The following is a 25,395-nucleotide window of genomic DNA, read 5'->3' on the forward strand; positions in this document are numbered from 1 at the left end:
ACTTGCGCATGGCGGTGCGCGGCGTATGATCGGGGCCGGATCCAGAAGGGTCCGGACATGACCGGTTTTTCCATGAAACTCGACGCGATCGACCGCCGCATCCTTGCGGCCCTGCAACGTCAGGGCCGCATCACGAACGCCGAACTGGCCGAACAGGCCAACCTTTCGGCCTCTGCCTGCCACCGCCGCGTGCAGCGGCTGGAGGAGGAGGGGTTCATCGCCGGCTATGTCGCCCTTCTGGACGCGCGCAAGATGGATCGGCCCACGACGGTCTTCGTGGAAATCACCCTGTCGGGCCAGGCGGATGAGGTTCTGGCCGCGTTCGAGGCGGCGGTGCAGCGCATTCCCGATGTGCTGGAATGCCATCTGATGGCGGGATCGGCGGATTACCTTTTGAAGGTCGTGGCCCTGGACACCGAGGATTTCGCCCGCATCCACCGCCAGCATCTGGCGCGTCTTCCGGGCGTGGCGCAGATGCATTCGTCCTTTGCGCTGAAGACCGTGTTCCGCACGACGGCCATTCCCGTCTGACGGGCCCCGGATAACGAAAAACCCCCGAGCGGTGCCGGGGGTTCAACGACGGGCCTTGCGGCCCCAGCTTGACGAAACGTCTTAGAGGTTGCCCTCACGCTGCGCTTTCTTACGAGCGAGCTTCCGAGCCCGACGAACGGCTTCGGCTTGCTCGCGCGCTTTTTTCACGGACGGTTTCTCGAAATGTTGCTTGAGCTTCATTTCACGGAAAACGCCTTCGCGCTGAAGTTTCTTCTTCAGGGCCCGGAGGGCCTGTTCGACGTTGTTGTCGCGAACGCTGACCTGCATGTGGTGTCACCACCTTCCTAAGTTAAGATTTGCACAAAATTGGTGCAGGCGGGCGCGACATATCAGACTATATTCCCGCTGTCCACTCTCTGGCACGGAAGGCAAACGATATGGATGCACGACAGATCCGGGATGCGGTGATCGATGCGGCCCTTGGGCATGTGGCGTTCGATGGCTGGACGGAAACCACGTTGCGCGCGGCCATCGCCGATGCGGGGGTGGACCCCGTGTCCGCCCGCGCCCAGTTTCCGCGTGGGGCGGTCGATCTTGCCTTGGCCTATCATGCGCGGGGCGATGCAGCGATGGTGGACTATGCCAAGGGACTTCCGGCCGATCTGGGCATTTCGGGCCGCGTGGCCGCCATCATCCGCAGGCGGCTTGAACTGGCCGACCGGGAGGCGGTGCGCCGGGCGTCCACCCTGTTCGCCCTGCCGCACCACGCGGGCGACGGCGCGCGCGCGCTGTGGGGCACGTCGGATGCCATCTGGCGCGCCTTGGGCGACACGTCCGAGGATGTGAACTGGTATACCAAGCGCGCGACCCTGTCGGGCGTCTATGCCGCGACCGTCCTGTTCTGGTTGGGTGATGACAGCGGCGACCACCATGCGACCTGGGATTTCCTGAACCGTCGCATCGCGGATGTCATGAAGATCGAAGGGGTGAAGGCCCGCGCCCGCAAGAACCCGTTGGTGCGCGCGGCGATGCTGCCCTTTTCGGTCATCCGCGCGCCCGGGCGCGCCGACGACATGCCGGGCCGGATGTCCTGATGGACGGCGCGCCGGAGCTGATGCGCGCCATCGTCGCCAGCGGACCCGGCGGGCCGGAGGTGATGGGCATCGACTATGTCCCCACCCCCGTCCCCGGATATGGCGAGGTTCTGATCCGCATCGCCTTCACCGGCGTGAATCGCCCCGACGCGCTGCAACGTGCGGGGGCCTATCCGCCGCCCGCAGGGGCCTCGGCACTGATGGGGCTGGAATGTTCGGGCCACATCGCGGCCGTCGGGCGCGGGGTGACGGCCTGGGCGGTGGGCGACGCGGTCTGCGCGCTGCTGCCGGGCGGCGGATATGCCACCCACGCCGTCACCTGCGCGACCCAGGTCCTGCCCATCCCCGAAGGTCTGTCCATGGCCGAGGCGGCGTGTCTGCCCGAGACCTGCTTTACCGTCTGGTCCAACGTCGTCATGCGCGGGGGCTTAAGCGCGGGGCAGCGGTTTCTGGTCCACGGCGGATCGTCGGGCATCGGCACCACCGCGATCCAGATCGCCACGGGCTTGGGCGCGCGGGTCTTCGCCACCGCCGGGACGGATGCGAAATGCGCCGCCTGCGCCGATCTGGGGGCCGAGGCCATCAATTACCGCAATGATGATTTCGTCGCGATCCTGCGCGCCGTGGGGGGTGCGGACGTGATCCTCGACATGGTGGGGGGCAGCTATATCCCGCGCAACATCCGCGCCCTGGCCGATGACGGGCATCTGGTGCAGATCGCCTTTCTGGAGGCGGCCAAGGCGGAGGTGAACTTTGCCGAGATCATGATGCGCCGCCTGACCGTCACGGGATCGACACTGCGCCCCCAGACGCATCTGCAAAAGGCGCGGATCGCGCAGGAGGTGCGCGCCCATGTCTGGCCGATGATCGCGGCGGGGCATCTGCGCCCGGTGATGGACCGGATCTTTGCCATGGATGATGCCGCGGACGCCCACCGCCGGATGGAGGCGTCGGACCATATCGGCAAGATGGCCCTGCGGATGCCGGAGGAGTGAGGGGCCGCATTTCACCCTTTTCCCCGTCGGCGCTTTGGCTTATACAGCGCCTCAATTCCCGAAAACGAACCATCGCGGGCCTGCCCGCAGCCGTGTTCCCGGCACGGGAAAGATGTGTAGATCCCCGGCGCGGGACAGATGTGTAAGGAGAGGCCCATGACAAAGCCGCTGATGGCAAAGGCAACCGCGGTCTGGCTGGTGGACAACACCACGCTGTCCTTCAAACAGATCGCCGATTTCTGCGGCATGCACGAACTTGAGGTGCAGGGCATTGCCGATGGCGACGTGGCCACGGGCGTCAAGGGGTTCGACCCGGTCGCGAACAACCAGCTGGACGCGGGCGAGATCGAGAAGGGCCAGAAGGACAGCTTCTACAAACTGAAGCTGAAGTTCAACTCGGCCGCGCAGGGCGAGGACAAGCGCCGCGGCCCCCGCTATACCCCGCTGTCCAAACGGCAGGACCGCCCGAACGCGATCCTGTGGCTGGTGAAGTTCCACCCCGAACTGACCGACGGCCAGATCTCCAAGCTGGTGGGCACCACGAAACCGACCATCCTGTCGATTCGCGAACGCACGCATTGGAACATCCAGTCGATGACGCCGATCGACCCGGTGGCGCTGGGCCTGTGCCGTCAGACCGAACTGGACGCCGCCGTGCAGCAGGCCGCCCGCAAGAAGCTGGCCGAGGGCGGCGTGATGACGGATGACGAACGGCGCAAGCTGGTGTCCACCGCCCAATCGCTGGAGATGGACGACACCGCCCGCGATGCCGAACCCGAAAGCGGCCTGTTCCGCGATTCGCGGGACGAAGAGGAGGAGACCGACAAGGACTTCTCGAACGCCGACAGCTTCTTCAACCTGCCCGACACCCGGGACGAAGACGACGAGGACGAGCGTCGCTGACAAGAACGCCCGGAGGACACTCCGGGCGTTTTGCGTTTCAGCTGACGCAGACGACGCCGGTCCCGCGCATCGAACAATATCCGCCGGGGTTTTTCGCCAGATACTGCTGATGCTCCGGCTCGGCGTAATAGAAGGTCGGGGCGGGCAGGATCTCGGTCGTGATCGGGCGGTGCCCTGCGCGGGACAGTTCCACCTCATACGCCGCCTTCGACGCCTCGGCCTTTTGCGCCTGTTCGGGGGTGTAGGTATAGATGCCCGACCGATAGGTGGAGCCGACATCGTTGCCCTGCCGCATCCCTTGCGTCGGATCGTGCTGTTCCCAAAACGCTTTCAGCAGATCGTCATAGGAAATGACCGCAGGGTCGTAGATCACCCGCACCACCTCGTTATGGCCGGTTTTCTGGGTGCAGGTTTCGGGATAGGTCGGGTTGGGCGTATAGCCGCCGGCATAGCCGACCATGGTCAGCCAGACACCGGGCATCTGCCAGAACAGACGCTCCACCCCCCAGAAACAGCCCATGCCGAACATCGCCTCCTCCATCCCCTCGGGCACGGGGGATTTCAGCGGGATGCCGGAAATGAAATGCGCGTCGGATGTGGGGATCGGGTCGGGCCGTCCGGGAAGGGCGTCCTCGGGGCGGACCATCGTGGTGGGTTTGGAAAAGAACATGGGGGAACCTCCGGTTGGCCCCTGATATAGGGGGTCGCCACCGTCCGCGTAAGGGTCAGAGAAAGCTTTGCGGGTCGATGTCGATCGCCACCCGCATGTTGGGCGGCGGCTTCAGTTGCGCGACCCATTCGGCCAGGGCTGCCTGCAACGGCGCGCTGCGTTCGGCCTTGATCAGCAGGCGCACACGGTGGCGGCCCCGGACGCGGGCGATGGGGGCGGGGGCGGGGCCCCAGACCTGCGCTCCGATGGCGCGCAGCGGTCCGTCGCGCCGCGCCAGTTCGCCCGCGAAATCGAACACCCGCGCGACATCGGGATGCGACAGGATGATCCCTGCCATGCGCCCGTAAGGGGGGGTGCCCGCCATGCGCCGCTCGGTCGCTTCGGCCCGCCAGAAATCCTCCTCGTGGCCGGTCAGGATCGCGCGGATCACCGGGTGTTCGGGCTGATGGGTCTGCAAAAGGGCCACGCCCGCCCGTTCCGCCCGCCCCGCCCGGCCCGCCACCTGCCGCATCAGTTGGAACGTGCGTTCGGCGGCGCGCAGGTCCGAGCCTTGCAGCCCCAGATCGGCGTCGATCACGCCCACCAACGTCAGCAGGGGGAAGTTGTGCCCCTTGGCCACGATCTGCGTGCCGATGATGATGTCGGCCCCGCCGTCGGAGATGGTCTGGATCGCCTCCTTCAAGGCCCGCGCGCTGCCGAACAGGTCCGACGACAGAACGGCCACGCGGGCGCCCGGAAAGCGCTCGGCCACCTCCTCGGCCATACGTTCCACACCTGGCCCGACGGCGGCCATCTTACCTTCGACCGAACAGGCGGGGCAGGCCTCCGGCACGGGTTTGGACGCGCCGCACTGGTGGCAGACAAGGCGCTTCAGGAACCGATGCTCCACCATCCGCGCATCGCAGTCGTCACAGCCGATCTGATGGCCGCAGGCGCGGCAGATGGTGACGGGGGCATAGCCGCGCCGGTTCAGGAACAACAGCGCCTGCTCGCGCGCCGCCACCCGCGCCTCCACCTGCGTGGCCAGCGTTTCCGAAATCCAGCGGTTGGGGGGCAGCTTTTCCGCCCGCATGTCGATGGCCCGCATCTCGGGCAGGTCGGACACGCCGAAGCGCGAGGTGAGGTCCAGCCGCGCGTATTTGCCGGTATCGGCGTTCACCCACGTCTCCAGCGCGGGCGTGGCCGAGGCGAGCACCACCTGCGCGCCGCAGATCGACGCCCGCATCACCGCCATGTCGCGCGCGTTGTAATAGACGCCTTCTTCCTGCTTGTAGGAGGTGTCGTGCTCCTCATCCACCACGATCAGGCCCAGATCGCGGAAGGGCAGGAACAGCGCCGACCGCGCCCCCACCACCAGCTGCGCGCCGCCGTCCGAGATCATGCGCCACAGGCGGCGGCGTTCGGTGCTGGTGACGCCCGAATGCCACTCGGCGGGGCGCGCGCCGAACCGCGCCTCCACCCGTTCCAGAAAGCCCGCGGTCAGGGCGATTTCCGGCAGCAGGACCAGCGCCTGCCGATCGTGGCGCAGGGCCTCGGCCACCGCCTCCAGATAGACCTCGGTCTTGCCGGACCCCGTAACGCCCTTCAAAAGCGTCGTGCCATAGCGGCCCGAGGCCACCGCCGCCCGCAGCGCCTCCGACGCCGCCGCCTGATCGCCCGACAGGTCCTTGCCCGCGCGCGACGGGTCCAGCCGGGGATAGGGCTGGTCGCGGGGGGCGTCTTCTTCCGCCAGCACGCCGGCCTTGACCAGACCCTTGATGACAGCGGACGACACCCCCGCCTCCGCCGCCAGTTCGGTCGAGGTGACGGCCGCGCCCCCGAACACATCGAGCGCGTCCATCACCCGCAGGCGGGCGTCGGTTTCGCGCGCAGGCTCCCGCCCCGTGGCGCGCAGCACCCGGCGCAGCGCGGGGCCCGCGCCCAGATCGGGCGCGCGGGTGGCCAGCCGCAGCATCAGGGGCAGGGGGGTCAGGGTGTAATCGGCCATGCGGGTCAGAAAGGTCCGCATCTCGTCCCGCAGGGGGGTCGCCTCCAACACGCGGGACACGGGCCGGATGCGCGCGGGATCAAAGCCCCCCGCACCCGCACCCCAGACGCAGCCCAGAACGCGGCGGGGGCCCAAAGGCACCTCCACCAGATCGCCCAGCCCGCATCCGCCCTCGGGCGCCTTGTAATCCAGCGGACGGCCCAGCGGCTCGGTGGTCAGCACGCCCACCAGATCGCCTTCGTCAAACCGTTCCGACACTGCGGCACCTTTCGTCTGATCCCCGCTTGCGCTATCACGGGGCGGAGATCGGGGCAAACCCCGTTGGATTTTCCGGAGGACTGCATGAAATTCTTCGTCGATACCGCCGATGTGGCGGCCATTTCCGAACTGAACGACCTGAACCTTGTGGACGGGGTGACCACGAACCCGTCGCTGATCCTGAAATCGGGCCGCGACATTCTGGAAGTGACCAAGGAAATCTGCGGCATCGTGACCGGCCCCGTCTCGGCCGAGGTGGTGGCGCTGAAGGCCGAGGACATGATCGCCGAAGGCCGCAAGCTGGCCGAGATCGCGCCCAATATCGCCGTGAAGGTTCCGCTGACGCATGACGGGCTGAAAACCTGCAAGGTGCTGTCGGATGACGGGTTCATGGTCAACGTGACCCTGTGCTTCTCCGCCAATCAGGCGCTGCTGGCGGCAAAGGCGGGGGCCACGTTCATCAGCCCCTTCATCGGGCGTCTGGACGACATGAACCTCGATGGGCTGGAGCTGATCCAGGACATCCGCACCATCTATGACAATTTCGCGTTCAAGACGCAGATTTTGGCCGCATCGGTCCGCAACGCCAATCACGTGTCGCAATGCGCGCTGATCGGGGCCGACGTCATCACCGCGCCGCCCGCCGTCATCAAGGGTCTGGCCAGCCACCCGCTGACCGACAAGGGGCTGGAGCAGTTCATGGCCGACTGGGCCAAGACCGGCCAGAAGATCGTCTGATCCCATGCCCACCTACACCGCCCTGACCACCCTTCCGGGGGAAGACGCCGCCGAAGCCTTGGCCGAAGCCATCGAACGGATGGAGCCGGAGCCTTCGGGCGTCGGCGTGTTCGAGATCGAGGACGGGTCGGGGCTGTGGGAGGTGGGGGCCTACTTCCTCGACCGACCGGACGAGGTGACGCTGGAACTGCTGCGCACGGCCTTCGGCGCGGCCCCCTTCGTCATTTCCGAAGTGCCGGAGGTGGATTGGGTCGCCCATGTCCGCCGCGAACTGGCCCCCGTGTCGGCGGGCCGGTTCCACGTGTTCGGCAGCCATGACGCGGACAAGGTGCCCGAGGGCGTCGTGCCCTTGCAGATCGAGGCGACGGTGGCCTTCGGCACCGGCCATCACGGCACGACGCTGGGCTGCCTCAAGGCGTTGGACCGGCTGCTGACCGAAGGCGCGCGGTTTGCCAATGTCGCCGATATCGGCTGCGGCACCGCCGTCCTGGCGCTGGCGGCGGCCAAGGAACTGCCGGACGCGCGAATCGCCGCGTCGGACATTGACAGCGTGGCGGTGGACGTGGCCCGCGCCAATGTGGCGATCAACGGGCTGGAGGATCGGGTGTTCTGCTGCGAGGCGGCGGGATTTGCCAATCCCGACCTCATGTCCCGCGCGCCGTTCGACCTCATCTTCGCCAACATCCTGAAGGGCCCGCTGATCGAGCTTGCCCCCGACATCGCGGCCAACACGGCGGCGGGCGGCACAGTGATCCTGTCGGGACTTCTGGTCGTGCAGGCCGATGCGATCCTTGACGCCTATGTCGCGCAGGGCTTTGCCCTGCATCACCGCGAAGATCTGGGCGAATGGGCGGCGCTGACCTTGCGCAAGGGCTGAAAAAGGCAAAGGCCGCCACGGTTTCCCGTGCGGCCTGTCCTGTTCATCAAAGACGGTGACGTCTCAGATGTTGGCGATGTCGGCGCGGGTCAGCCCGATATCGTCCAGCTCGCGATCCGAAAGGCGGTTCAGGGCGCGGCGGGTGACGCGTGCGTCGTTCCAGTCACGCAGGGATTGGAAGATGCCCGTGAAGCGCGGTGCGGAAATGGCGCCGAGCTGTGCCGAGGGGCTCGTCTCGATGGCGGCCATGGTGTGTTCCTCTTCTTAAACAGCGGATAAATGCAGCACCCTTGCTGCATGACGGGTAAATAAGCGGGCACAACGCGCATGACAATTTGCGCTTTCGCAAGTCCGCGATGCGCTGACCGCATGGCTTGGGTCATCAGGACGTTACGATCTTGCGTCTGGCTGGCCGCTTCCGCTAGGGTCCCGTTCATGCTTCGTGCTGCGGGGCGGCAGGACGGAGGAACACTATGCGGGTTTTGGGAATCGATCCCGGTTTGCGCAACATGGGCTGGGGCATCATCGAGACCGAGGGCGCGCGCATTCGCCATGTGGCGAACGGCACCTGCAAATCGGCGACGGGCGAGCTGGCCTCGCGCCTGTGCGACCTGCACCGGCAGTTGACGGCGGTGGTCGAACGCTATGCCCCCGATGCGGCGGCGGTGGAACATACCTTCGTCAACAAGGACGCGGCCGGCACGCTGAAGTTGGGGCAGGCGCGCGGCATCGCCCTTCTGGTGCCCGCGCAGGCGGGGCTGGACGTGGGGGAATACGCCCCGAACGCGGTGAAGAAGACCGTGGTCGGTGTCGGCCATGCGGCCAAAAGCCAGATCGACCACATGGTGCGCATCCACCTTCCGGGGGTGGAGATCGCGGGGCCGGATGCCGCCGACGCACTGGCCATCGCCATCTGCCACGCGCATCATCTGCAAAGCTCGGGCCGGTTGCAGGCGGCTTTGGCGAAGGCCGCATCATGATCGGGCGGATCGCGGGACGGCTGGACTATCGCGGCACCGACCATGTGCTGATCGACGTGCGGGGCGTGGGCTACATCATCCACGTCTCAGACCGCACGCTGGCCTCTATGCCGGGGGTGGGGGAGGGGGTCGCGCTTTATACCGACCTTCTGGTGCGCGAGGATCTGTTGCAGCTTTACGGCTTTCCCACGCTGCTGGAAAAGGAATGGCATCGCCTTCTGATGACAGTGCAGGGCGTGGGCGCGCGGGCATCGATGGCGATCCTGGGCGCGCTGGGGCCCGAGGGGGTGTCGCGCGCCATCGCGTTGGGCGATGCGCGCTCGGTTCAGGCGGCCCCCGGCGTCGGTCCCAAGATCGCGCAGCGCGTGGTGATGGAGCTGAAGGCCAAGGCGCCCTCGGTCATGGCGATGGGGGCGGTGCCCTCCGACGCCCCGGTGATCGAGGAGGAGGCCAGCCCCACCCCCGCGCCCAAACGCCGCAGCCCGCCCGCCGTCCCGTCACGCGCGGCGCATACGGCGGACGCCCTGTCGGCCTTGGCAAATCTGGGCTATGGCCCTGCGGACGCGGCGGCGGCGGTGGCGCAATCTGCGGACGAATCCCCCGACGCGGATGCCGCCACCCTTATCCGCCTGTCCCTGCGCCGTCTTGCCCCCAAGGGTTGATCGCCCCATATCCCGCTGAAATCGCCGGAGGGTTCGATGGGCTACGCAAAGACCGCCATTCTGATGGCCGTGATGACGGCGCTGTTTCTGGGCCTTGGCGCGCTTCTGGGCGGTCGGGGCGGGATGATGATCGCGCTGTTGATTGCCGTGGCGATGAACCTGTTCTCCTACTGGAACTCGGACAAGGCCGTGCTGAGGATGCACAACGCGCGGCAGGTGGATGCGACGACGGCCCCCGATTTCTATGCCATGGTGCAGGGGCTGGCGGGCAACGCCGGTCTGCCGATGCCCAAGGTGTTCATCATCGACACCGACCAGCCCAACGCCTTCGCCACGGGCCGCAATCCTGAAAACGCCGCCGTGGCGGCGACGACCGGCCTTCTGAACCGGATGAGCCGAGAGGAAATCGCCGCCGTCATGGCGCATGAACTGGCCCATGTGCAAAACCGCGACACGCTGATCATGACGATCACCGCGACCTTTGCCGGGGCCATCTCCATGCTGGCGAACTTTGCGATGTTCTTCGGCAGCCGCGACCGGCCCGGCGGGTTCATCGGCACGCTGGCCCTGATGATTCTGGCGCCCCTGGCGGCGGGTCTGGTGCAGATGGCAATCTCGCGCAGTCGCGAATACGAGGCGGACCGGATCGGGGCGGAGATCTGCGGCAACCCCATGTGGCTGGCAAGCGCGCTTCAGAAGATCGAGGCCTTCGCCCAGAAGATCGACAATCCGGCGGCCGAGCGCAATCCCGCCACCGCGCACATGTTCATCATCAACCCGCTGCACATGTTCACGCATGACAAGCTGTTCTCCACCCATCCCAGCACGGCCAACCGCATCGCGGCGCTGCGGCAGATGGCGGGGGGGATGGCCGCACCGACGGTCGCACCCACGCCGCCGAAAACGCCGCGCCGGGGGCCGTGGGGCTGATCCCCCCTTGCGGGCGGGGCGTCGTTCCGCGATTGTTCCGGCATGAACCAGCCTGACCCCACCCTGCGCCCCGACCGTCTGCCCGAAGATCAGGACCGCGCCCTGCGCCCGCAGGGCTTGGGCGAATTCGTCGGTCAGGCCGAGGCGCGCGCCAACCTGCGCGTGTTCATCGAATCGGCCAAGATGCGGGCCGAGGCAATGGACCACACGCTGTTCCACGGCCCCCCCGGTCTGGGCAAGACGACGCTGGCGCAGATCATGGCGCGCGAACTGGGCGTCGGCTTTCGCATGACCTCCGGCCCCGTTCTGGCGAAACCGGGTGATCTGGCGGCCATCCTGACCAATCTCGAACCCCGCGACGTGCTGTTCATCGACGAGATTCACCGCCTGTCGCCCGTGGTGGAGGAGGTGCTCTATCCCGCGATGGAGGATTTCGCACTGGATCTGGTGATCGGTGAGGGGCCGGCCGCGCGGACGGTGCGGATCGATCTGCAACCCTTCACGCTTGTGGGGGCGACAACGCGGCTGGGGCTGCTGACGACCCCGCTCCGCGACCGATTCGGCATTCCGACGCGGCTTCAATTCTATACCGTCGATGAACTCGATCTGATCGTCGCCCGGGGCGCGCGCCTTCTGGGCGTCGATTCGGACCCCGAAGGCACGCGGGAGATCGCCCGCCGCGCCCGGGGTACGCCGCGCATCGCCGGGCGTCTTCTGCGCCGCGTCGTGGATTTCGCGCTGGTGGAGGGCAACGGCCGCCTCACGCGTGAGATTGCGGATACTGCCCTGTCGCGTCTTGGCGTGGACGATCTGGGTCTGGACGGCGCCGACCGCCGCTACATCCTTCTGCTGGCCGAGAATTACGGCGGCGGCCCCGTGGGCGTCGAAACCATCGCCGCCGCCCTGTCCGAGGCGCGGGATGCGGTGGAGGAGGTGATCGAGCCCTATCTTCTGCAGCAGGGTCTGATCCAGCGGACCCCCCGCGGGCGGATGCTGGCGCGCAAGGCGTGGCAGCATATCGGCATCGCGCCCCCGCGCGCCCCCGACCAGCCGGACATGTTCGCATGACGCCCGCCCAGATCGAATCGCTGTTCACCGGCCCGCAGGGGTTCCGCTTTGCGCGCTGGGGTCGGCCCATCGTCCCCGTGGTCTTCGGCGTGGACGCCGCGACCCTGCCGCTGGTCAAGGGCGCGATCGAGGCGGTGGTCGCCACCGCCGGTCACAAGATGGCCGACCACGATCCCGAACTGGGCGCGAACACGATGCTGTTCTTCTTTTCCGACTGGGATGAGGTGGCGGCGGTTCCAAATCTGGATCATCTGATCCCCGACCTTGCCGCCTTTGCCGCCGCGCGCAAGGCGGAGGGGGCCGAGACCGCGCGCCTGTTCCGCTTCGACGGGCAGGGGGCGATCCGGCTCGCGCTCCTGTTCGTGCACATGGGCGGCACCTTGCGCCACGCGGATGCGGGGGCGCTGATGCTGGATCAGGCGAGCCGCCTCATGCTGACCTTTGCGGGGGAGCCCGATCTGCCCGACCCCGCCCCCCTGCTGCGCGCGGCCTACGACCCCGTCCTGCCCGCCCGCGCCGAGGATCCGTCCCACGCCTTCCGTCTGGCGGCGCGGCTGTGAGCCATGTGTTCCACACCCGCGTCTGGTATGAGGATACCGACCTTGGCGGCATCGTCTATCACGCGAATTACCTGAAGTTCATCGAACGCGCGCGCAGCGAATGGGTCGAAGGCCTGGGCATCGACCAGAACGCGATGCGCGACGACGGCACCGTCTTTGCCGTTGCGCGGATCGAGGCGGACTTCCTCCGCCCCGCCCGTCTGGGCGACCGGCTGGAGGTGCACACGACCCCCGCCGCCATCACCACGGCCCGCGCGGTTCTGGACCAGCGGGTTCTGCGCGGGGCCGACACGCTGTTCATCGCCCGCGTCACGCTGGCCGCGCTGGGCCCCGCGGGGCGTCCGGTGCGCCTTCCCGCCGCCCTGCGGGGGCGATGACGCGTTCGTGTTGGCAATCCCTTTGCAAAGCGGATAGATTGGCCGCTAAGAGGCCATAACGGCCCTATACGGACGAGCAGGACGAATGGACACTGAAACCCTTGCCGCGGCGCAGGAGATCGATTTCTCCATGCTCGCGCTTTTCGCACGCGCCACGCTGACGGTGAAGCTTGTGATGATCCTGCTGATCATCATGTCCTTCTGGTCGTGGGCCATCATCATCCAGAAGCACATCGCCTATAAGGCCGCCCGCCGCGAGGCGTCGCTGTTCGATCGCGCCTTCTGGTCGGGCGAACCGCTGGACGAACTGTTCGAAAAGACCGGCAGCCAGCCCGACGGCCCCTCGGAAAAGGTGTTTGCCGCCGGGATGATGGAGTGGCGGCGCAGCCACCGGCAGGATGGCAAGCTGATCGCGGGCGCGCAGGCGCGGATCGACCGGGCGATGGACGTGGCCATCGTCAAGGAATCCGAACGGCTGAAATCCGGCCTGATGTTCCTTGCGACCACCGGGGCCACCGCGCCGTTCATCGGCCTGTTCGGCACCGTCTGGGGCATCATGCACGCCTTCCAGCAGATTGCCGTCACGCAGAACACCAACCTCGCCACCGTCGCGCCGGGCATTGCCGAGGCGCTTCTGGCGACGGGCATCGGCCTGATCGCGGCCATTCCCGCCGTGATTTTCTACAACAAGCTGAACGCCGACAGCGACCGCGTCCTGTCGGGTTATGAGGCGTTCGCCGACGAATTCTCGACCATCCTTTCGCGCCAGTTGGACGCCTGAGCGATGGCCGGGGGTGTCATGGGAAGCGCGGGCGGGGGTGGGCGTCGCGGACGCCGGCGTCGGCGCGGTGGCGGCACGATGTCCGAGATCAACATCACGCCCTTCGTGGACGTGATGCTGGTGCTCTTGATCATCTTCATGGTGGCCGCGCCGCTTCTGACGGTGGGCGTGCCCGTGCAGCTGCCCAACACCGCCGCCACCGCCCTGCCGACCGAGCAGGAGGAGCCGCTGGCGATCACCGTCACGGCGGACAACCGGCTGATGATCCAGACCTCGGACGTGGCCGAGAACGAGCTGATTCCGCGCCTGACCGCGATCGCGGCGGAGCGCGACAACCGCAAGATATTCCTGCGCGCCGACGGGGCCGTGCCCTATGAACGCGTCGCGCAGATCATGGGCGCGCTGAACGCGGCGGGCTTCAACAGCATCGGCCTTGTGACCGACAGCGACGGACCGACCTTTGGCGCCGGAAACTGACCATAACCCCTATGTGAGAACCGGGCTGATCCTGTCGGGCGCAGGACATGCCGTGTTCATCTTTCTGGTGCTGTTCGGCGATCTGTTCAGCAGCGCGCCCCCGCCCGAACCGGCGGTGGCCGACGTGTCGATCATGTCCGAGGCCGAGTTCAGCGAGATGATGTCGCAAAGCACCGCGCCCGAGGCGCAGGAGCCGGAACCCGCGCCCGCCCCCCCGGCGACGCCGCCCCGCACGCGGCCCCAACCGCAGCCCGCGCCCGAACCGGAAACGGCCCCCGAGCCGACCCCCGAACCCACGCCCGAGCCTGCGCCTGCGCCGGAACCCGCCCCCGAGCCCGAGCCGGCCCCGCCCGCCGCGCCGGAGGTGGCGCCCGCGCCCGTGCCCGAAAGCACGCCGCAGCCCGTCCTTCCGCCCGCCCCGGTGGAACAGCCGGTGCTGTCGCCGGACGCCAGCACGCGCCCGCGTCAGGCCCCCCGTGTGGCCCCCACGCCGTCCGAAGCGCCGCCCCCGCAGGCGGAGGTGGCTGAAACGCCCACCCCCGCCGTGACCGAGGAACCGGCCGAGCAGGCCGCCGAGGAACCGCCCCGTCCCGAACAGGCCCCGCCCGAGGCGGCGACCGAAACCGTGCCGGAACCCACCCCGCAGGCCAACATGGCCCCGGCGGGCAGCCCGCGCCCGCGCGACCGTCCGGCCCGTCCCGCCGCGCCCACGCAGGCGGACACCGCCACGCCCCCCGCCGCCAGTGCGCCCGCACAAACCGCAGAGCGCCCCGCCACCCCGCCCGCCACCCCGCCCGCCGAGGCGGCGCGCCCCTCAACGCCCGCCCCGTCGCAAAGCAGTTCGGTGGACGAGGCGCTGGCCGAGGCCTTGGGCGGCGGTGCCGACACCCCTGCACCAAGCGCGCCCTCCGGCCCGCCCATGACCTCGGGTGAGAAGGATTCGATGCGCGTCGCGGTGCAGCAGTGCTGGAACGTCGGATCGCTGTCCTCGGACGCGATGCAGACGGAGGTGGTCGTGGCCTTCACCGTGGGGCAGGACCGCAAGCCCGTGACCGGTTCGATCCGCATGGTCGGATCCTCCGGCGGGTCCAGCGCGGGGGCCAATCAGGCATTCGAGGCCGCGCGCCGCGCCATCATCCGCTGCGGATCATCCGGCTTCCCCCTGCCGCCCGAAAAATACGACCAGTGGCGCGAGATCGAGATGGTCTTCAACCCCACCAACATGCGGATGAGGTGACTTGCCATGTTCGCCCCCTATAATGACCGGAAACGCCAGAGGATGAGCATGCTGAGAACCCTCGCAACCGCGCTGACCGTCGCGCTGTCCATCACGGGCGGGATCGCCCACGCCCAACAGGGCCCCCTGCGGATCGAGATCACCGAAGGCGTGATCGAGCCGCTGCCCTTTGCCGTGCCCGCCTTCAGCGGCGGGAGCCAGGTGGCCAATGACATCACCCGTCTGGTCGCCGCCGATCTGGCGGGGACGGGACTGTTCCGCGAAATTCCCGCCTCCGCCCATATCAGCTCGGCCGGGTTCGATGCGCCCGTCGCCTATAACGACTGGAAGGCGATCAACGCGCAGGCGCTGATCACCGGCGCGGTCACGCAGGAAGGCAACCGCATCACGGTGAAGTTCCGCCTGTTCGACGTGTTCGCGGGCCAACCCCTGGGCGACGGGCTGCAATTCACCGGCACGACCGATACGTGGCGGCGCATGGCCCACAAAGTGGCCGACGCGGTTTACAGCCGCATCACCGGCGAAGGTCCGTATTTCGACAGCCGCGTCGTCTATGTCCAGGAAAGCGGGCCGAAGGACGCGCGCCAGAAACGTCTGGCCGTCATGGATTACGACGGCGCGAACGTGCAGTATCTGACCGACGCCTCGGCGCTGGTTCTGGCCCCGCGCTTTTCGCCGCAGGGCAACCAGATCCTGTTCACCTCCTATGCCTCGGGGTTTCCGCGCATCTACCTGATGAACGCGGCGAATCTGCAGACCCGTGCGCTGGATCAGCAACCGGGCACCATGACCTTCGCGCCCCGCTTTTCGCCCGATGGGCGCACGGTGGTGTTCAGCCTGGAGCAGGGGGGCAACTCCGACATCTATACGCTGGACACGCAAAGCGGCCAGCGGCGGCAGCTGACGAATTCGCCCGCGATCGAAACCGCGCCCAGCTTCTCGCCCGATGGCCGTCAGATCGTGTTCGAAAGCGACCGGTCGGGCAATTCGCAAATCTATGTGATGTCCGCCACCGGGGGGGAGGCCACGCGCATCTCCGGCGGGCCGGGGCGTTACAACACGCCCGTCTGGTCCCCGCGCGGCGACATGATCGCCTTCACCAAGCAGCAGGACGGGCGGTTCCATATCGGCGTCATGCGCACGGACGGGTCCGAGGAACGCCTTCTGACCTCGTCCTTCCTGGATGAGGGCCCGACCTGGGCGCCCAACGGCCGCGTGCTGATGTTCACCCGCGAAAGCGCAGGCGCCGACGGATCGGCCCAGCTCTATTCCGTGGACATTTCGGGCCGCAACCTGAAGCAGGTTCCGACACAGGGGGCCGCATCTGACCCGTCCTGGTCGCCCCTGCTGCCGTGATCCCAACCTCCGCCCTGTTTGCCGGGCGGGGAAAACCTGTTACCTTCCGCGAAAGCGTGAACGAGAGGACGTGTCGATGAGCTTCCTACCCAAGGCCATGATGCTGGTCGCGGTGCTTGGCCTTGCGGCCTGCAACAATCCCAACCGCTTTGGCGCTGGCGGCGCCGGCGCCGGATACGGCGCGGACGGGGCCTATGGCCAGAACGGCGGCTTCGGCGCGGGCGGCGTGGGCACCTCGGGTCTGGGCGACCCGAACGATCCGAACTCGGTCGCGTATTTCCAGCAGCGTCTGGGCGACCGGATCCTGTTCGATTACGACCAGTCGACGCTGAACGATGAAGGCCGTCGCGTTCTGACGGGGCAGGCGCAATGGCTGACCAGCCATCCGCAATACGCCGTCATCGTCGAAGGTCATGCCGATGAAAAAGGCACGCGGGAATACAACCTGGCCCTTGGCGCGCGGCGCGCATCCTCGGCGCAGGACTTCCTGATCTCGCAGGGCGTGCAACCCAGCCGCATCCGCACCGTGTCTTATGGCAAGGAACGCCCGGCCGAGACCTGTTCGGCCGAAAGCTGCTATGCCGCCAACCGCCGCGCGGTGACGGTGCTGCAATCGGGCGCGGGGTCCTGATGCGGTTCGCGCTGGTCCTGACGCTGGCGCTGCTTCCGGCTTCTGCCTTCGCGCAGGACCGGGCGCAGTCGCTGGCCGACATCCGGGCGGAGCTGTCGCAGCTCAACGCCCAGTTCAACAGCCTGAAGCAGGAACTGGTGTCCACGGGTGCCATCTCCTCGGGTGCTGCGGGCGGCTCGGCCCTGCAACGGCTGGACGCGATCGAATCCTCGATCCAGCGCCTGACCGGCCGGACCGAAGAGGTGGAGCTGCGCCTGAACCGCGTCATCGCCGACGGCACCAACCGCGTCGGCGATCTGGAATTCCGCGTGACGGAGCTTGAGGGCGGCGATCTTGGCGCCCTTCCCCCCACGGCCCCGCTGGGCGGGACGGACACGGCCGCCGCGCCGGCCCCATCCCCGGCCCCCGCGTCCCCGGCCCCCGCTTCCCCCACAACGCAGCTTGCCGTTCAAGAGCAGGCGGACTTCGACCGGGCGCGGGAGGTGCTCGGTCAAGGTGACTTTCGCGCCGCCGCGGACCAGCTTGAGGCCTTCGCCCAGACCTACACGGGCGGCCCCCTGACCTATGAGGCGCTTTATCTGCGCGGCGACGCGCTGAGCCGTCTTGGGGAAAACGGGGACGCGGCGCGCGCCTATCTCGACGCCTATTCCGGGGACCCGGACGGGCCGCGGGCGGGCGACGCGCTGCTGGGTTTGGGCCAGCGTCTTGGCGATCTGGGGCAGACGCAACAGGCCTGCGTCACGCTGGCCGAAGTCGGCAACAGCTTTGCCGGGACGGACGCGGCCACCCGCGCGCAATCCGCCGCACAGGCGCTTCGCTGCAACTGATGACGACGCGCCGCCTGTTTCAAGGCCCGGACCCGGCCCCGCCGGTTCTGGGCCTTGCCATTTCCGGCGGCGGGGATTCGGTCGCGATGCTGGTTCTGGCGGTGGATGCGGGGCTGACCTGCCGCGCCGCCACGGTGAACCACCACCTGCGCCCCGAGGCGGCGGCCGAGGCTGAAACCGTCGCCCGCCTGTGCGCCCGCCTGTCCGTGCCGCACGACATTCTGCATTGGCACTGGGACGGACATGGCAACCTGTCCGACGCGGCGCGGCGCGGGCGGCGCGCGGTTCTGGCCGACTGGGCAGGCCGCGCGGGCGTGGGCACCGTCGCCCTTGGCCATACGCGCGACGATGTGGCGGAGACGTTCCTGATGCGGCTGGCGCGTGGCGCGGGTCTGGACGGGCTGGCCGCGATGCGCGCCGACTGGACCGAAGGCGGCATCCGCTGGTGCCGCCCCCTGCTGGGGGCCGGGCGGGCGGAGCTGCGGGACATTCTGCGCGCCCGTGATCTTGGTTGGGCCGAGGATCCCTCGAACACCGATCCCCGGTATGACCGCGCGCGCGCGCGGGCCGCGCTGGACGCGCTGCCATTGGGCCTGACGGCGGACCGGCTGGCCGATGTGGCCGGACACCTGGCAGAGGCGCGCCGGGCGCTAGAGGCGGCGGTGACCGAGGCGGCGCGGCATCGTCTGCAGGTGCAGGGGGGCGATGTGCTGCTGCGCCCGGACGGGGCCGACCCGGAGATTCTGCGTCGCCTGGTGCTGCGGGCGATGGATTGGGTCGCGGGCCCCGCCTATCCACCACGCGGGGCGGCGCTGCGGCGTGCGATGGCGCGGCTGGCGGCGGGGCAGCCAACCGCGCTCCGCGGCTGCGGCATGGTGGCGCAGGACGGGCACTGGCGGGTGTTCCGCGAGGCCTCGGCGCTGCGAGGCCTTTGTGCGCCGGTGGGGGCGGTGTGGGACCGCTGGCATGTGACGGGGGGCTCAGCCGGCGAAAGCGTCCGGGCGCTGGGGCCCGACGGCCTGCGCCAGTGCCCCGACTGGCGCAAGATGGAGATGCCCCGCCGCAGCCTTCTGGCCGCCCCGTCCGTCTGGCAAAACGACCGCCTGGTCGCCGCCCCGCTGGCCGGAATCGCCTCCGCCCATGTCTTTCGCCATGATCCCGCGCCGGAGGCGTTGACGATGTCGCACGGCGCGTCTGCTTTATCGCATTGAACCCCCCGCCCGAATGACTATCTTGTCGCCCAAATGCCTTATGGGCCAGACGGGTTTGGGAGACGGTTTTGGGGAACGCACGCAATTTGGCTTTCTGGGTGGTCCTGTTCGTGCTGGTCCTCGCGCTGTTCAACCTGTTCAGCGGCGGCGGATCCTCGGGCACGTCCCGCACGATCTCCTTCTCGGACTTCATCGAACGGGTGGACAACGATCAGGTGTCCTCGGTCACGCTGGATGGGGAGCGTATCCAGTTCCGCGGCAGCGACGGGCAGCAATATGTGGCCATCCGCCCGCAGGGGGAAAACGTCACCGACCGTCTGCTGGCCAAGCAGATCGAGGTGCGGGCCGAACCGCAGGAGCAGTCGGGCTTCCTGTCGCTCATCTCGCTTTGGCTGCCGTTCATCGTGCTGATCGGGATCTGGATCTTCTTCATGAATCGGATGCAGGGCGGCGGAAAGGGCGGGGCCATGGGCTTTGGCAAATCCCGCGCCAAGCTGCTGACGGAAAAGCATGGCCGCGTGACCTTCGACGATGTCGCCGGCATCGACGAGGCGAAGGAAGAACTGGAAGAGATCGTCGAGTTCCTGCGCAACCCGCAGAAATTCAGCCGTCTGGGCGGCAAGATCCCCAAGGGTGCGCTGCTGGTCGGCCCCCCCGGCACGGGTAAGACGCTTCTGGCCCGCGCGATTGCGGGAGAGGCGGGTGTGCCGTTCTTCACCATTTCCGGGTCGGACTTCGTTGAGATGTTCGTGGGTGTCGGTGCGTCCCGTGTGCGCGACATGTTCGAACAGGCCAAGAAGAACGCCCCCTGCATCGTCTTCATCGACGAGATCGACGCCGTGGGCCGCGCGCGCGGCGTGGGCATCGGCGGCGGCAACGACGAGCGGGAGCAAACCCTCAACCAGCTGCTGGTGGAGATGGACGGCTTCGAGGCGAACGAGGGCGTGATCATTGTCGCGGCCACCAACCGCAAGGACGTGCTGGACCCCGCGCTGCTGCGTCCGGGCCGCTTTGACCGCCAGATCACCGTGCCGAACCCCGACATCAAGGGGCGCGAGAAGATCCTGAACGTCCACGCGCGCAAGGTGCCGCTGGGTCCGAACGTCGATCTGCGTCTGATCGCGCGCGGCACGCCCGGTTTCTCGGGGGCGGACCTGATGAACCTTGTGAACGAGGCAGCGCTGATGGCCGCGCGCGTCGGTCGCCGGTTCGTCACGATGGACGATTTCGAGAATGCCAAGGACAAGGTGATGATGGGGGCGGAGCGTCGGTCGATGGTCCTTAGCCCCGATCAGAAGGAAAAGGTCGCCTATCACGAGGCGGGACATGCCATCGTCGGCATGGCGCTGCCCAAATGCGATCCGGTCTACAAGGCGACGATCATTCCGCGCGGCGGCGCCCTTGGGATGGTGGTCAGCCTGCCGGAAATCGACCGGCTGCAGATCTTCAAGGATGAAAGCAAGCAGAAGCTGGCGATGACCATGGCCGGCAAGGCGGCCGAGATCATCAAATATGGCGAGGAGGGCGTCTCCTCCGGTCCGGCGGGCGATATCCAGCAGGCCAGCGCGCTGGCGCGCGCGATGGTCATGCGCTGGGGCATGTCGGACGAGGTCGGCAACATCGACTATGCCGAGGCGCATCAGGGCTATCAGGGGCAGACGGGCGGCTTCTCGGTCTCGGCCGAGACCAAGAACCGGATCGAGGCCGAGGTGAAGCGCCTGATCGACGAAGGCTACACCACCGCCGTGCGCATCCTGACCGAACAGAGCGAAGGGTTCGAGCGTCTGGCGAAAGGCTTGCTGGAATACGAGACGCTGACCGGCAACCAGATCCGCAAGGTCGTCGCCGGAGAGCCGATCGACGAGGATGACGAGGACGACAAGCCCTCCAGCGGGTCGATCACCGCCATCCCGAAAACCCGCCCGCGCCCGCCAAGCGACGGGATGCCGGAACCCTCGGCCTGATGACATGGAGCCCCGAAACCTATGCCCGGTTTCGGGGCTTTCGTTTGCGCCCCGCATTGGATCTTCTGGCACAGGTGGGGGAGGTGCCGGAGGGCGATGTGATCGACCTCGGCTGCGGCAGCGGCGCGGTGGCTGGGGCACTGGCGACGTTGGCCCGGCCCCTGATCGGTGTGGACATGTCAGCCGAGATGCTGGCGCAGGCGCCGGGTTATGACCGGCTGGTGCAGGCCGATATCGCCTCGTGGCAGCCGGAGACTCCGCCTGCGCTGATCTTTTCCAACGCCGCCTTGCACTGGCTGGGCGATCACGCGACGCTGATGCCCCGCCTCGCAGCCATGCTGCCCCGAACGGGGGTGCTGGCCGTCCAGATGCCGGGACAAGACGCGGCCCCCTCGCATCGTCTGATCGCGGACACGGCGCAGGCGCTGTGGCCCAACCGCTTTCCCCCTCCGCCGATCAAGGTGCAGCCCGCCGAATGGTATGCCGACCTGCTGATGCCCTTCGGTTCCGTGACGGCGTGGGAGACGCGGTATGTCCAGCATCTGGAGCCGGTCGCGTCCGGTCATCCCGTCCGGCACTTTACCGAAGGGGCGGCGATGGTGCCGTGGCTTGCGGTCCTGACGACGGACGAGCGGGGGCAGCTGATCGCAGCCTATGACACCGCTTTGGCCACGCCTTATTCCCTGCGACCGGATGGATCGGTCCTGTTTCCCTTCCGACGGGTGTTCTTTGTCCTGCGCCGCGATTGACCCTTTTCGGCCCTCGGGTCTATGAGGGGGCATCAGTGACAAGGGGTGTGGCATGACGGCAGTGGTGATCGACGGCAAGGCGTTCGCGGCAAAAGTCCGCGGGCAGGTGGGGATCGAGGTGGCCCGGTTGAAGGCCGCGGGCATCACCCCCGGTCTGGCGGTCGTGCTGGTGGGGGAGGACCCTGCGTCCAACGTCTATGTCACCTCCAAGGGCAAGATGACGCGCGAGGTGGGCATGGCCAGCTTCGAGCATCGCCTGGATGCCGCCACCCCCGAGGCCGACCTTCTGGCCCTGATCGCCAAGCTGAACGCCGATCCGGCGGTGCACGGGATTCTGGTGCAGCTTCCGTTGCCCGATCACATGGACGCGGCCAAGGTCATCAACGCGCTGGACCCGGCCAAGGACGTGGACGGCTTTCACATCCTGAACGTCGGTCTGCTGGGGACGGGGCAGAAGGCGATGGTGCCCTGCACGCCGCTGGGATGCCTGATGATGCTGCGCGACCACCATGGCAGCTTGTCCGGCTTGAACGCCGTGGTGCTGGGCCGATCGAACATCGTGGGCAAGCCGATGGCGCAACTGCTGCTGAATGACAGCTGCACCGTCACCATCGCCCATTCCCGCACCAAGGACTTGGCCGAGGTGTGCCGCCGCGCCGATATCCTGATCGCCGCCGTCGGGCGGCCCGAGATGGTGCCGGGCGACTGGATCAAGCCGGGGGCGACCGTCATCGACGTGGGCATCAACCGCGTCGAACGCGACGGCAAGATGCGGCTGGTGGGCGATGTGGATTACGCCAGCGCCAGCGCCGTGGCAGGGGCCATCACGCCGGTGCCGGGCGGGGTGGGGCCGATGACCATCGCCTGCCTGCTGGCCAACACCGTCACCGCCTGCTGCCGCGCGAACGGGCTGGAGGAGCCGGAGGGGCTGACGCCCTGAACGGCACGGCCAGCGCGCGCGTTCCGGTCAGGATCGCGCAGGCCCCGTCGCCCATCAGCGCCTCCAGCACCGGATCGTCGCACCAAAGACCGCCGGTATAGGTGCCATAGGCCGGCAGGATCACCTGCCGCGCATCCGTCAGGAAGCAGGGGCGCGCCTGCCCGGCCAGTCGGGCCTTGGGGTGGTAATGGCCGCTGATCTCCACCCCGTCGCCGGTCGCGATGTGCCGGAAGGTCAGGGGTCCGCGCGTGGTTTCCGCCATATAGGTGCCGCCGACGGCCATCGGCACGGGATCGTGGTTGCCCGCAACCCAGACCCAGTCGCGCCCCGCCATCAGGCGGGCCAGCCATAGGCGCTCCGCCTCCTCCAGCATGGCATAGGCATCGTCGAAACTGTCGCCGACGCAGATCACAGACCGTGCGGCGGTGGCGGCGATGTCGGCGTCCAGACGGCTCAGCGTATCGCGCACCTCGTAAGGGGGCAGAAGCGCGCCGCCGCGTCGGGCCAGACGTTCGGACTTGCCGAAATGCAGGTCCGCGACGATCAGCATCCCTTCGGCGGGCCAGAACAGCGCGCCCGAGGGCAGGGCGCGCAGCGTTTCCCCCGCAAGGCGAAAGCTGTGATCAGCCGTTGAAGAGGAAGTGCAGGACGTCGCCATCCTTGACCTCGTAGGTCTTGCCTTCGACGCGGAACTTGCCCGCCTCCTTGGCCCCCGCTTCGCCCTTGCCCGCGACGTAATCGTCGTAGGCGATGGTTTCGGCGCGGATGAAGCCCTTTTCGAAATCGCCATGGATCACGCCCGCCGCCTGCGGGGCCAGCATTCCGCCATGGATCGTCCAGGCCCGCGCTTCTTTCGGGCCGACGGTGAAATAGGTTTGAAGGCCCAGAAGGGCATAGCCCGCGCGGATCAGCCGGTCCAACCCTGCTTCGTCCAAGCCCATCTCGCCCAGGAACATCTCGGCCTCCTCGGCGTCGAGTTGGCTGATCTCCTCTTCGATGCGGGCGGAGATGACGACCGCGCCCGCGCCCTGCGCCGCGGCCATTTCGGCCACGCGGGCGGACTGGCTGTTGCCCTCCGCCGCCGCCTGCTCCTCAACGTTGCAGACATAGAGGATGGGCTTGGCGGTCAGAAGTTGCAGCATCCGCCACTGCTTCTGATCGTCCGCGGACACCTCGATGGTGCGGGCGGGCTTGCCGTCGTTCAGCGCGGCCTGTGCCTGCCGCAGAAGGCGGTCCTGATCGGCGGCCTCCTTGTCGCCGCCCTTCAGCTTGCGGGCGAGGTTGGCCAGACGCCGTTCGATCGATTCCATATCGGCCAGCATCAGTTCCGTCTCGATCGTTTCGGCATCGGCCACGGGGTCGATCCGGCCTTCAACATGGGTGATGTCCCCATCTTCGAAACAGCGCAGGACATGGGCGATGGCATCGCATTCGCGGATGTTGGCCAGGAACTGGTTGCCCAGGCCCTCACCCTTGGAGGCGCCGCGCACAAGGCCCGCGATGTCCACGAAGGTCATCCGCGCGGGAATGATCTGTTTCGATCCGGCAATCCCCGCCAGCGTGTCCAGACGCGCATCCGGCACCGCCACGTCGCCCACGTTGGGTTCGATGGTGCAGAACGGGAAGTTGGCCGCCTGCGCCGCCGCCGTGCGGGTCAGCGCGTTGAACAGGGTCGATTTGCCCACATTCGGCAAGCCGACGATCCCCATGCGAAAGCCCATCATCATCCCCTTTTTCCGCGACCCGCCCCAGATAAGGCGCGGGCGCGCCACACGCAAGCCAGTTGCGCGCGGCCCCGCTTTTCCCTACCACCTGTCGCAACGCAGGAGATGACGCCATGACCCGTATCGACGCCAAGTTCGCCGCCCTGAAAGCCGAAGGCAAGAAGGCGTTCGTCGCCTATGTCATGGCGGGCGACCCGGATGCGGACACGACGTTCCAGGTGATGCGGGGGATGCCCGCCGCCGGGGTGGACGTGATCGAACTGGGGATGCCCTTTACCGACCCGATGGCCGACGGATCGACCATCCAGCTGGCCGGGCAACGGGCGCTGGAAGGCGGGCAGACGCTGGACAAGACGCTGGAGATCGCGCGCCGTTTCCGCGAGGGCGACGACACGACGCCGATCGTTCTGATGGGCTATTACAACCCGATCTATTCCCGCGGGGTGAACCTGTTCCTGACGCAGGCGAAGGCCGCGGGGATCGACGGGCTGATCGTTGTGGACCTGCCGCCCGAGGAGGATGACGAACTGTGCCTGCCCGCCCAGGCGGCGGGGTTGAACTTCATCCGGCTGGCCACGCCCACGACCGACGCGGCGCGCCTGCCGCGCGTGCTGCAGAACACTTCGGGCTTCGTCTATTACGTGTCGATCAACGGGATCACCGGGGCGGCCGCGCCCCAGCCGTCCGACGTCGCGCCGGAAGTGGCGCGGATCAAGGCCTCCACCGACCTGCCGGTGATCGTGGGCTTCGGCATCACCACGGGGGCGGCCGCCGAAGGGATCGCCGCCATCGCCGACGGGTGCGTCGTGGGGTCGGCCATCGTCAAGCTGATCGGCGAGGGGCGTCCGGTGGCGGACGTTCTGGCCCATGTGGCGGACCTGGCCGCCGGAGCGCATCGCGCCTGAGG

Annotated in this window: 29 protein-coding genes; 23 read left to right on the forward strand and 6 right to left on the reverse strand. The window is 67.8% G+C overall.

The window, feature by feature from the left end:
- Positions 1–72 precede the first annotated feature (72 nt).
- Positions 73–531, forward strand: a complete 459-nt coding sequence (locus MU449_RS02105) for an Lrp/AsnC family transcriptional regulator (protein WP_244738914.1) — start codon at positions 73–75, stop codon at positions 529–531.
- A gap of 81 nt (positions 532–612) precedes the next feature.
- Here MU449_RS02105 and rpsU read toward each other — a convergent pair whose 3' ends face one another.
- Positions 613–819, reverse strand: a complete 207-nt coding sequence (rpsU, locus tag MU449_RS02110) for a 30S ribosomal protein S21 (protein ID WP_128254633.1) — start codon at positions 817–819, stop codon at positions 613–615.
- Between the two features lie 110 nt (positions 820–929).
- Here rpsU and MU449_RS02115 point away from each other — a divergent pair, with 110 nt between their 5' ends.
- The 3 genes from MU449_RS02115 to MU449_RS02125 all read left to right on the forward strand — a co-directional run bounded on the left by MU449_RS02115 (position 930) and on the right by MU449_RS02125 (position 3,484).
- Positions 930–1,586, forward strand: a complete 657-nt coding sequence (locus MU449_RS02115) for a COQ9 family protein (RefSeq protein ID WP_244736350.1) — start codon at positions 930–932, stop codon at positions 1,584–1,586.
- Positions 1,586–2,581 (forward strand): NAD(P)H-quinone oxidoreductase, encoded by a 996-nt coding sequence (locus MU449_RS02120; protein WP_244736352.1) that lies wholly within the window; start codon positions 1,586–1,588, stop codon positions 2,579–2,581. The genes MU449_RS02115 and MU449_RS02120 overlap by 1 nt, the downstream gene beginning before the upstream one ends.
- A gap of 156 nt (positions 2,582–2,737) precedes the next feature.
- Positions 2,738–3,484 carry a DUF1013 domain-containing protein gene (locus MU449_RS02125; protein ID WP_244736353.1) on the forward strand — a complete coding sequence of 249 codons (747 nt, stop codon included), beginning with the start codon at positions 2,738–2,740 and terminating at the stop codon, positions 3,482–3,484.
- A 37-nt stretch (positions 3,485–3,521) separates the two neighbouring features.
- Here the strand turns inward: MU449_RS02125 and msrA are convergent, their stop codons facing one another.
- On the reverse strand, positions 3,522–4,154 hold the full coding sequence (gene msrA, locus MU449_RS02130; RefSeq protein ID WP_244736354.1) for a peptide-methionine (S)-S-oxide reductase MsrA: 633 nt from the start codon (positions 4,152–4,154) through the stop codon (positions 3,522–3,524).
- Positions 4,155–4,209: 55 nt separating this feature from the next.
- Positions 4,210–6,399: a primosomal protein N' gene (locus tag MU449_RS02135; RefSeq protein WP_244736355.1), complete on the reverse strand. Its 2,190-nt coding sequence runs from the start codon at positions 6,397–6,399 to the stop codon at positions 4,210–4,212.
- 84 nt (positions 6,400–6,483) lie between these two features.
- On the opposite strand from MU449_RS02135, the gene fsa reads away from it, so the two are divergent.
- Together fsa and MU449_RS02145 are read left to right on the forward strand one after the other, a co-directional pair.
- Positions 6,484–7,137: a fructose-6-phosphate aldolase gene (gene fsa / locus MU449_RS02140; RefSeq protein WP_244736356.1), complete on the forward strand. Its 654-nt coding sequence runs from the start codon at positions 6,484–6,486 to the stop codon at positions 7,135–7,137.
- Between the two features lie 4 nt (positions 7,138–7,141).
- Positions 7,142–8,014, forward strand: coding sequence for a 50S ribosomal protein L11 methyltransferase (locus MU449_RS02145; RefSeq protein WP_244736357.1), 873 nt, complete (start codon positions 7,142–7,144; stop codon positions 8,012–8,014).
- 63 nt (positions 8,015–8,077) lie between these two features.
- Here MU449_RS02145 and MU449_RS02150 read toward each other — a convergent pair whose 3' ends face one another.
- Positions 8,078–8,263 (reverse strand): DUF1127 domain-containing protein, encoded by a 186-nt coding sequence (locus MU449_RS02150; protein WP_244736358.1) that lies wholly within the window; start codon positions 8,261–8,263, stop codon positions 8,078–8,080.
- Positions 8,264–8,487: 224 nt separating this feature from the next.
- On the opposite strand from MU449_RS02150, the gene ruvC reads away from it, so the two are divergent.
- The 16 genes from ruvC (at position 8,488) to folD (ending at position 22,764) form a co-directional block, all read left to right on the forward strand.
- Positions 8,488–8,994 (forward strand): crossover junction endodeoxyribonuclease RuvC, encoded by a 507-nt coding sequence (ruvC, locus tag MU449_RS02155; RefSeq protein ID WP_244736360.1) that lies wholly within the window; start codon positions 8,488–8,490, stop codon positions 8,992–8,994.
- Positions 8,991–9,656, forward strand: a complete 666-nt coding sequence (gene ruvA, locus MU449_RS02160; RefSeq protein WP_244736361.1) for a Holliday junction branch migration protein RuvA — start codon at positions 8,991–8,993, stop codon at positions 9,654–9,656. Before ruvC ends, ruvA begins: the two co-directional genes overlap by 4 nt.
- 36 nt (positions 9,657–9,692) lie before the next feature.
- Positions 9,693–10,586 (forward strand): zinc metalloprotease HtpX, encoded by an 894-nt coding sequence (htpX, locus tag MU449_RS02165; RefSeq protein WP_244736362.1) that lies wholly within the window; start codon positions 9,693–9,695, stop codon positions 10,584–10,586.
- Positions 10,587–10,628: 42 nt separating this feature from the next.
- Positions 10,629–11,654 carry a Holliday junction branch migration DNA helicase RuvB gene (gene ruvB / locus MU449_RS02170; RefSeq protein ID WP_244736363.1) on the forward strand — a complete coding sequence of 342 codons (1,026 nt, stop codon included), beginning with the start codon at positions 10,629–10,631 and terminating at the stop codon, positions 11,652–11,654.
- Positions 11,651–12,214 (forward strand): hypothetical protein, encoded by a 564-nt coding sequence (locus MU449_RS02175; protein WP_244736364.1) that lies wholly within the window; start codon positions 11,651–11,653, stop codon positions 12,212–12,214. Before ruvB ends, MU449_RS02175 begins: the two co-directional genes overlap by 4 nt.
- Positions 12,211–12,591 (forward strand): YbgC/FadM family acyl-CoA thioesterase, encoded by a 381-nt coding sequence (locus MU449_RS02180; RefSeq protein ID WP_244736365.1) that lies wholly within the window; start codon positions 12,211–12,213, stop codon positions 12,589–12,591. Before MU449_RS02175 ends, MU449_RS02180 begins: the two co-directional genes overlap by 4 nt.
- An 85-nt stretch (positions 12,592–12,676) precedes the next feature.
- Positions 12,677–13,372: a protein TolQ gene (gene tolQ, locus MU449_RS02185; RefSeq protein WP_244736366.1), complete on the forward strand. Its 696-nt coding sequence runs from the start codon at positions 12,677–12,679 to the stop codon at positions 13,370–13,372.
- Positions 13,373–13,375: 3 nt separating this feature from the next.
- Entirely contained in the window at positions 13,376–13,849 is a 474-nt protein-coding gene (tolR, locus tag MU449_RS02190; protein WP_244736367.1) for a protein TolR, read from the forward strand.
- On the forward strand, positions 13,833–15,086 hold the full coding sequence (locus tag MU449_RS02195) for a cell envelope biogenesis protein TolA (protein ID WP_280517622.1): 1,254 nt from the start codon (positions 13,833–13,835) through the stop codon (positions 15,084–15,086). Before tolR ends, MU449_RS02195 begins: the two co-directional genes overlap by 17 nt.
- A gap of 42 nt (positions 15,087–15,128) precedes the next feature.
- Positions 15,129–16,442 carry a Tol-Pal system beta propeller repeat protein TolB gene (gene tolB / locus MU449_RS02200; protein ID WP_244736368.1) on the forward strand — a complete coding sequence of 438 codons (1,314 nt, stop codon included), beginning with the start codon at positions 15,129–15,131 and terminating at the stop codon, positions 16,440–16,442.
- A 76-nt stretch (positions 16,443–16,518) separates the two neighbouring features.
- Complete coding sequence (gene pal, locus MU449_RS02205) at positions 16,519–17,073, forward strand: peptidoglycan-associated lipoprotein Pal (protein WP_244736369.1); 555 nt, start codon at positions 16,519–16,521, stop codon at positions 17,071–17,073.
- Positions 17,070–17,900 (forward strand): tol-pal system protein YbgF, encoded by an 831-nt coding sequence (ybgF, locus tag MU449_RS02210; RefSeq protein WP_425310563.1) that lies wholly within the window; start codon positions 17,070–17,072, stop codon positions 17,898–17,900. The genes pal and ybgF overlap by 4 nt, the downstream gene beginning before the upstream one ends.
- Entirely contained in the window at positions 17,900–19,111 is a 1,212-nt protein-coding gene (gene tilS, locus MU449_RS02215) for a tRNA lysidine(34) synthetase TilS (protein ID WP_244736372.1), read from the forward strand. Before ybgF ends, tilS begins: the two co-directional genes overlap by 1 nt.
- A gap of 68 nt (positions 19,112–19,179) precedes the next feature.
- Positions 19,180–21,075 (forward strand): ATP-dependent zinc metalloprotease FtsH, encoded by a 1,896-nt coding sequence (gene ftsH / locus MU449_RS02220; RefSeq protein ID WP_244736374.1) that lies wholly within the window; start codon positions 19,180–19,182, stop codon positions 21,073–21,075.
- A complete protein-coding gene (locus MU449_RS02225; protein WP_244736375.1) occupies positions 21,075–21,824 on the forward strand; it encodes a methyltransferase domain-containing protein in 750 nt (249 codons plus the stop codon). Before ftsH ends, MU449_RS02225 begins: the two co-directional genes overlap by 1 nt.
- A 52-nt stretch (positions 21,825–21,876) precedes the next feature.
- On the forward strand, positions 21,877–22,764 hold the full coding sequence (gene folD / locus MU449_RS02230; protein ID WP_244736376.1) for a bifunctional methylenetetrahydrofolate dehydrogenase/methenyltetrahydrofolate cyclohydrolase FolD: 888 nt from the start codon (positions 21,877–21,879) through the stop codon (positions 22,762–22,764).
- On the opposite strand, the gene pdeM is transcribed toward folD, so the two are convergent.
- Both pdeM and ychF read right to left on the reverse strand, forming a co-directional pair.
- Positions 22,709–23,422 (reverse strand): ligase-associated DNA damage response endonuclease PdeM, encoded by a 714-nt coding sequence (pdeM, locus tag MU449_RS02235; RefSeq protein WP_244736377.1) that lies wholly within the window; start codon positions 23,420–23,422, stop codon positions 22,709–22,711. The two genes, folD and pdeM, sit on opposite strands and share 56 nt — an antisense overlap.
- Complete coding sequence (gene ychF / locus MU449_RS02240; RefSeq protein WP_244738918.1) at positions 23,388–24,485, reverse strand: redox-regulated ATPase YchF; 1,098 nt, start codon at positions 24,483–24,485, stop codon at positions 23,388–23,390. Before ychF ends, pdeM begins: the two co-directional genes overlap by 35 nt.
- 116 nt (positions 24,486–24,601) lie before the next feature.
- Here ychF and trpA point away from each other — a divergent pair, with 116 nt between their 5' ends.
- On the forward strand, positions 24,602–25,393 hold the full coding sequence (gene trpA / locus MU449_RS02245) for a tryptophan synthase subunit alpha (protein WP_244736378.1): 792 nt from the start codon (positions 24,602–24,604) through the stop codon (positions 25,391–25,393).
- Positions 25,394–25,395 lie beyond the last annotated feature (2 nt).

Source organism: Falsirhodobacter halotolerans (assembly GCF_022899245.1).
In the GTDB taxonomy this organism is placed as follows: domain Bacteria; phylum Pseudomonadota; class Alphaproteobacteria; order Rhodobacterales; family Rhodobacteraceae; genus Falsirhodobacter; species Falsirhodobacter halotolerans.